Annotated in this window: 6 protein-coding genes; 3 read left to right on the forward strand and 3 right to left on the reverse strand. The window is 63.3% G+C overall.

Annotated elements, in window-relative coordinates:
- Nucleotides 1–11: 11 nt before the first annotated feature.
- Nucleotides 12–1322, reverse strand: coding sequence for a glycosyltransferase family 4 protein (locus ACH2EI_RS20515; RefSeq protein ID WP_395152747.1), 1311 nt, complete (start codon nt 1320–1322; stop codon nt 12–14).
- A 157-nt stretch (nt 1323–1479) separates the two neighbouring features.
- On the opposite strand from ACH2EI_RS20515, the gene ACH2EI_RS20520 reads away from it, so the two are divergent.
- Nucleotides 1480–2370 carry a DUF559 domain-containing protein gene (locus ACH2EI_RS20520; RefSeq protein WP_395152748.1) on the forward strand — a complete coding sequence of 297 codons (891 nt, stop codon included), beginning with the start codon at nt 1480–1482 and terminating at the stop codon, nt 2368–2370.
- A gap of 84 nt (nt 2371–2454) precedes the next feature.
- On the opposite strand, the gene glyA is transcribed toward ACH2EI_RS20520, so the two are convergent.
- Both glyA and rpiB read right to left on the reverse strand, forming a co-directional pair.
- Nucleotides 2455–3696 carry a serine hydroxymethyltransferase gene (gene glyA / locus ACH2EI_RS20525; protein ID WP_395161429.1) on the reverse strand — a complete coding sequence of 414 codons (1242 nt, stop codon included), beginning with the start codon at nt 3694–3696 and terminating at the stop codon, nt 2455–2457.
- Nucleotides 3697–3772: 76 nt separating this feature from the next.
- Nucleotides 3773–4219 carry a ribose 5-phosphate isomerase B gene (gene rpiB, locus ACH2EI_RS20530; RefSeq protein WP_395152750.1) on the reverse strand — a complete coding sequence of 149 codons (447 nt, stop codon included), beginning with the start codon at nt 4217–4219 and terminating at the stop codon, nt 3773–3775.
- 98 nt (nt 4220–4317) lie between these two features.
- On the opposite strand from rpiB, the gene ACH2EI_RS20535 reads away from it, so the two are divergent.
- Nucleotides 4318–5817: an acetyl-CoA acetyltransferase gene (locus ACH2EI_RS20535; protein WP_395152751.1), complete on the forward strand. Its 1500-nt coding sequence runs from the start codon at nt 4318–4320 to the stop codon at nt 5815–5817.
- 149 nt (nt 5818–5966) lie between these two features.
- Nucleotides 5967–6929: a nucleoside hydrolase gene (locus tag ACH2EI_RS20540; protein WP_395161431.1), complete on the forward strand. Its 963-nt coding sequence runs from the start codon at nt 5967–5969 to the stop codon at nt 6927–6929.
- The last annotated feature ends 210 nt before the right edge of the window (nt 6930–7139 follow it).

The raw sequence follows: 7139 nt of genomic DNA on the forward strand, positions 1-7139 counted from the left end.
GCACGCACAACCTAGTCGTCGCGCCCCGCTGACGGCAACTGTGTGCGTAAGTTCTCGCCAGTCACGTCCAATTCGAGTTGCCCAGGAAGCTCTCGATGTTCGGATTCTTGCTGTTCATCGCTCGACTCATCGCTCGACTCATCACTCGAAACATCGCTCGAAACATCGTTGCTCTGACCCGCGATTTCCTGACTCGGAGAGCTGTTCTCTTTGCGCCGCGCACGCACGCTTGGGTGCAGCACGGTGTACAGCACGATCCCGATCACGGCGATGCCGAACGGCAAATACGTAGGGTTCTGGTCAGCCAGAGTGGGGTAGAGCACGAAGCCACTGAGCACGGCTGACCAGAGCCAGAGGATCACCACGCTTCGACGGTGGCCGTGGCCCATCTCCATCAAACGATGGTGGAGATGGCCTTTGTCAGCGGAGGCCAGCCCCTTGCCGCTTGTCGCACGCCGGACAATCGCGAACAGTGTGTCAAAGATCGGCACGCCCAAGATGAGGAGCGGAATAACCAACGGCGCAAGGAAGAAGTAGGTCGTTCCGATCGTCTCCTGTTCGACCGAGTCGACACGACCACCGACCACGCTCGTCGACACCGCGAGCAACAAGCCGAGCAACAACGCTCCCCCGTCACCCATGAAGATGCGTGCGGGGTTGAAGTTATGCGGCAGAAAACCGACACAGAGCCCTGCGGCGATCACTGCGAAGAGCGGCCCGACGTTGGCACTGTCAAGTAAATCGAGGTCGGTCAACCGCTCGCTGTACAGAAAGAACGAGATGGCACCGATGCCCACGATGCCTGCCGCGAGTCCATCGAGGCCGTCGACAAGGTTGACGACCGTGCTCATACCGAGCAGCCACAAGATCGTGATCAGCGGGCGGAGGCTCTCGTCGAGGAAAATCGAACCGTCGTAGAACGGAAGCCGGAAGGCGAACATGACCACGCCGAACTGGACGAGGGCGATGCCGGCGAGCACGATTCCAAAGACTTTCGCCGGCGCCGAAATCTCCCGAACATCGTCGAGGAGGCCAACCGCGTAAATGATAGTGACTGCGACAAAGACGCCTCGGGGCTCCGAATTGCTCCGGAACACGACGTCGAGAGCCCCTGTCAGCGATGCAGTGACGTAGGCGGCAACGAAGCCGATGTACATCGCCAACCCACCGATGTCCGGGAGCGGCGTTTCGTGCACAGTGCGATCGTTGGGGAGATACACCCAGCCCATCCGACGGGCAAACACCCCGACGAGCGGTGTCACCGCGAAGGTCACGGCTGCCGCCACCAGCCCGATCACCACGTATGACCCAATGGTTGGCACGAGGACCAATCCTACGCACCCAGCCACCACAGACGCTGCCCAGCCCACCAGCCCACCAACAGCGTTTGCGTCGATGTTTCCGTTGGACTGTCCACGGAGACGTCGACGCAAACGCTGGATTTTCCCGACTGGCAGCAAATTGGCCCCACTGTCGGATGTGAATCAGGAGATTGCAGCACTTGCGCGACACCAGGACGGGTTGATCACTGACGCCCAACTACGTGCCCACGCGCCGACCGACTGGCAGCGCCGCCAGCTCTTTCGAAGTGGCTGGCTCGAACGCGTCGGGCCCCGAACGCATGCAGTCGCCGGCGCGCCACGTTCACACCGGTTTGAGCTCCGTAGGGGACTGCTGATCCTCGGCGAGCACTCGGTGGTCAGTTACGAAGCCGCCGCTGCGCTCCACCATCTCGACCAGCCCGTTCCCAGCGCGGTCGAGTTCACTGTGGCGCGTCGTGCTCGCCCCGGTCACACAGATCTCGTCGTCCACACGACAGACCGTCTGCCAGCAATCGACATCGTCGCAGTTGACGGTTTCCGTACAACATCGGCGACCCGGACGATCATCGACCTTGCACATGCTCGGGCGCTACGGCCACGCGTCGAGGCCGCAATCGACAGCGCTGTGCGGCTCGGCCTCTCTGCGCCACACACGATCGAACGACGACTGGAGACGCTGCGAGGGTCGGGCCGCTGGGGTTGCCGGCTCATCGACGATCTCATCGTCGACTCAGGTGGCCACTCAATGCTGGAACGTAGATTCCTCGAGTTGGTTCGCCGGCACGGCTTCCCTCGCCCGTCAACGCAGGTCGTGCATCGCAAGGGCGCGCGCCACGTTGCTCGAGTCGACTTCTTGTTCGAGCAACAGCAGATCGTGATCGAAGTCAGCGGCCAGCACGGGCATTCATCACCAAGTGATCGGGCCAAGGACGCGCAACGTCGCAACGAACTCCAGGACTTGGGCATGCTGGTGTTCGAGTACACCTACGCCGATGTCACCCAGCGAGGTGCAATGGTCGCCCGAACACTGCGCGAACGCCTGCGCTGAACCGTTTGCGTCGACATTTCAGAGGGGTGTCCAACGGATACGTCGACGCAAACGGGTGGGGGGGGAGCGTGCAGTAGGGGCGGGTCAATAGGCCGGGAATTTGGCGCAGAGGATGGCGACTTCAGCCTTGATGACGGCCAGTGCTTCGGAATTGTCGACATTGCGCAGCGAACGAGCGATGAGATTGGCGATTTCGAGCATTTCCGGCTCTTGCATGCCCTGCGTCGTGACCGACGGAGTTCCGATGCGCACTCCGCTGGTAACGAACGGACTGCGCGGGTCATCGGGGATCGTGTTCTTATTGAGCGTGATCCCGGCCTCGTCGAGCGTGGCCTGTGCGACCTTACCGGTGAGCTCGGCATCGAACGGCGTGAGGTCGACGACCATCATGTGGTTGTCGGTACCGCCAGAGACCAGGCGGAAGCCCTCTTCAGCCAAGGCTGCTGCGAGCGCTGATGCGTTCGTCACGATCTGTGCTGCGTACTCCTTGAACGACGGGTCCATCGCCTCACGGAACGCAATGGCCTTGCCTGCAATTGCGTGCTCAAGCGGGCCGCCCTGCCAGCCCGGGAAGACGGCCTTGTTGATCGCCTTCGCGTGCACTTCCTTCGACAAGATGCAACCGCCACGCGGACCGCGGAGCGTTTTGTGCGTTGTGAACGTGACAACATCGGCAAAGGGCACCGGGTTCGGGTGCGAACCGCCAGCGACCAGGCCGGCGAGATGTGCGATGTCGAACATCAACAGGGCACCGACCTCGTCGGCAATCGCCTTGAACGGCTCGGGGTCGAGCCGGCGGGGGTACGAGGTGGTGCCAGCGACGATCATTTTCGGACGATGCTTGAGTGCGAGTTCACGAACGTTGTCCATGTCGATGCGATCTTCGGCCCCGGTTCCGTAGGCGACGAAGTTGTACATCATGCCGGATGCGTTGACCGGCGAGCCGTGGGTGAGGTGGCCGCCGTGGTCGAGGCTGAGGCCGAGCACCGTGTCGCCAGGCTGCAGAAGTGCCTGGTAGACGCACATGTTGGCGTTCGCGCCCGAGTGCGGCTGCACGTTGGCGTGTTCGGCGCCGAACAGCTCCTTCACGCGATCAGTGGCGAGCTGCTCGATCTCGTCGACGATCGCGTTGCCGCCGTAGTACCGCTTGCCCGGGTATCCCTCGGCGTACTTGTTCGTGAGGACCGAGCCCGTGGCGGCCATCACTGCCGGGGACGTGAAGTTTTCCGATGCAATCAGCTGCAGGCCGGTGGTCTGGCGTTCGACTTCGCGATCGAGCAGGGCGAGTACTTCGGTGTCGGGATTTGTGTCAGATGGAAAGGGCATCGGAAGTTCCTTGTTCGAGATTGGGTGCGGTGGCGGAGACAGAGTTGCGAAAGGGGCCTGACCCCATACGCAACTGTTAGAAGTTGGATTCGAGTTCGGTGATCTGATCGACGCGGCGCTGGTGACGACCGCCTTCGAATGCTTGGGTGAGGAATATCTGGACGACCTCCTCGGCAACGCCAGTGCCGACGACGCGAGCACCCATCGACAGCACGTTGGCGTCGTTGTGCTCGCGTGCCATCCGGGCCGTGTACAGACAGTTGCAGAGCGCAGCGCGAACGCCGCGCACCTTGTTCGCTGCAAGCTGTTCGCCCTGACCGCTGCCACCGAGGACGATCCCGAAGTCGGCGTTGCCGTCGCGAACCGTGCGTCCGACGCCGGCACAGATCTCGGGGTAGTCGACCGACTCGGTCGAGTGCGTTCCCTGGTCGTCAACGGAATGCCCAGCGGCCTCCATGAAGCCGATCAGGTGCTGTTTGAGTTCGTAGCCCGCGTGGTCGGAGCCGATTGCGATTCGTGCCATCGGTACAAAGTGTAGGAGTCCCATCGAGACGCCCTGTCACACATTGACGAATCGTTCGGATAGGAGCACCGGCCGCTCCGATTCATAGAGTCGCCACCGTGACTCTCGACCCTCGTACACCCGTGATCATCGGCGTCGGCCAATACAACCATCGGGCCAATGGCATCGATGACGCACTTGAGCCAGTTGCTCTGATGGAGCAGGCAGTGCACGCTGCGGCAGCCGACGCCGGACTTGACGGCCCACCATCGGCTGACTCAGTGCGCGTCGTCAACGTCATCGGCTGGCGCTACCGGAACGCACCCCGCTTCCTGGCCCGACGCCTCGGCCTGGACGACACGGCAATCGAGCTGGCTGAGTCGACCGCTGGCGGCAACAGCCCACAGTCACTCGTCAATGCGACCGCAGTCGAGATTCTCGACGGTTTGGTCGATATCGCCATCCTGTCCGGCGCCGAGGCGTTCAAGACGTTCATGCGAGCTCGCAAGCAGGACGTCACACTCGATTGGGCCAAGGCCGCCGACGACGACCTCCCGCGCTACATCGGCAAGAAACTCGACATGAACCTTCCGGCGGAGCGCGACAGCGGCCTCTACATGCCGGTGCAGATCTATCCGATGTTCGAAACCGCACTGCGCGCCGCATCGGGCCGCACCGTCGACGAGCACCAGCGTTTTCTGGGCCAGCTCTACGCCGGCCTGAGTGATGTCGCCGCCAACAATCCGAACGCTTGGATCCAGGAGTCGAAGACGGCTGACGAGATCACCACGGTCACCGATTCAAACCGGATGATCGGCTTCCCCTACCCGAAGCTGATGAACTCGAACAACGACGTCGACATGGGCGCGGCAATCATCATGTGCACTGTCGAGGCAGCCGAACGGATGGGTGTCAGCCGTGACAAGTGGGTGTTCCCACATGCTGGCACCGACTCTCACGAGCACCCGTTCGTCTCGCACCGCGACACGTTCGCCCGCACACCCGCCGTCGAGCTCGGCGGCAAGATGGCACTCGACCTCGCCGGAATCACTATCGACGACGTCTCGGTGCTCGACCTGTACTCGTGTTTCCCGTCAGCGGTACAGCTCGGGGCGCAGTCGCTGGGCATCGACATCACACCCGGCGCCGGCCGCCAATGGTCGCGTACCGGGGGCCTCACATTCTGCGGCGGACCCTGGAACAACTACGTGATGCACGCCATTGCTTCGGTCGTCGAGGACCTTCGGGAGCGCCCAGGCGAATACGGCTTCACCTGGGCCAACGGCGGCTACGCGACCAAGCATGCGTTCGGCGTGTACTCGACCACTCCCCCGGCGACCGCATTCCGGCACGGCTCGCCGCAAGACGCGGTCGATGCCCTGCCCAAACGTGAACTGGTCACTCCCGCTGACGCCGCCGGCGAAGCGACAATCGAGGCCTACTCGGTCATGTTCTCCCGCGACGGCCAGCCCGAAACTGCTCAGGCTGCTTGCCTGCTCGCCGACGGCCGCCGTGCGTGGGGCATCTCGACCGACCCAGCAGTCGCTGCTGCGATGTGCGACGGCGAATGGGTCGGTGTCGGTTGCCAACTCGACCCGGAGGGAGCACTGCTCGTCTGACCTTGCAGCGCAGCGGACGGCTTGGCGCTACCCGGCTCGGTCAGTTGCCTGATCCAGGCCGCCGCCAGCAACGGTCAGCGCACTCGCGACCGGCAACACTCGTCGGCACATACCGTCATTGTGGTCGTTCGGATGCCATGCTCGGCATCATGCCTGAGACTGCCTCCACCGGGGCTCGCCCCACGATCCTCCTCGACTGCGATCCAGGTCACGATGACGCCATTGCCATCGTGGTCGCCGCCCGGCACACCGAACTCGTCGGGATCACCACAGTTGCTGGCAACGCGCCACTCGACAGCACCACGCACAACGCACTCGTCATACGCGACCTTCTCGGCGTCGACGTACCAATTCACTCTGGAGCAGCCGGACCGCTTGTCGGCGAACCCAAGTTTGCCGGACACATCCACGGCGAAAGTGGGCTCGACGGCGCCGACCTGCCGACTCCGTCGACACCCCTCGACGGGACCGACGCCGTCAACTTCATCATCGACATGTGCCGGAGCACACAGGAACTCTGGCTCGTCCCGATCGGACCACTGACCAACATTGCGCTCGCACTGCGGACCGCCCCTGACATCGCTCATCGGATCGCCGGGATCTCGCTGATGGGCGGCGGGACGTTCGGCAACCGCAGCAGCACTGCCGAGTTCAACATCTGGGCTGATCCGGAAGCCGCACACGTCGTGTTCTCCAGTGGCGTCCGCATCGTGATGGCAGGACTTGACGTGACCCACCAGTTCACCGCCACACCAGATCGCATCGCCGCGATCCGTTCCACCGGCGGCCTACTCGGGACCACCCTCGCTGACCTCCTCACGTTCTTCTCAGCAAAGTACGGCGAACTGCACGACGACGGCGCACTCATCGGTGGGGCGATTCACGACCCGCTCGCTGTGATGGCACTGTCGCACCCGCACCTGTTCGAACGCGTCGCGCGGCATGTGGTCGTGGAGACACGCGGGGAGTACACCCGAGGGATGACGGTGATCGACCAGCGCAAGGTCACCGGACGACAGACCCCCAACTGCGAGGTGTTGACCTCGGTCGATGCAGCGGCCGCCTTCGACGTCGTCCTCGAAGCGATCACGCACTTCACCGCGCCTGACTGACTGACTGACTGACTGACTGACTGAGTGAGTGACGCGGCGCGCCCATCGGGACGCGCGCGTCGAGCGGCTCTAGTGTCTGCGGCGTGACCGACGCCGACACGTTCCCCCGCCAGCACGCTCGCACCCAGCGGTTCACCCTCGGCGCCCCCCGCGACATCACCGTCTCGGCCGACGGCGAGCGCGTGATGTTCCTCCGCAGCTCCAGTGGGA

The organism is Ilumatobacter sp. (genome assembly GCF_041688325.1).
In the GTDB taxonomy this organism is placed as follows: domain Bacteria; phylum Actinomycetota; class Acidimicrobiia; order Acidimicrobiales; family Ilumatobacteraceae; genus Ilumatobacter_A.

Excerpts from the sequence above, each read along its gene's own strand:
- ACH2EI_RS20540 (WP_395161431.1), top strand. The coding sequence starts at position 5,967 with ATGCCTGAGACTGCCTCCACCGGGGCTCGCCCCACGATCCTCCTCGAC.
- rpiB (WP_395152750.1), bottom strand. The coding sequence starts at position 4,219 with ATGGCACGAATCGCAATCGGCTCCGACCACGCGGGCTACGAACTCAAA.
- glyA (WP_395161429.1), bottom strand. The coding sequence starts at position 3,696 with ATGCCCTTTCCATCTGACACAAATCCCGACACCGAAGTACTCGCCCTG.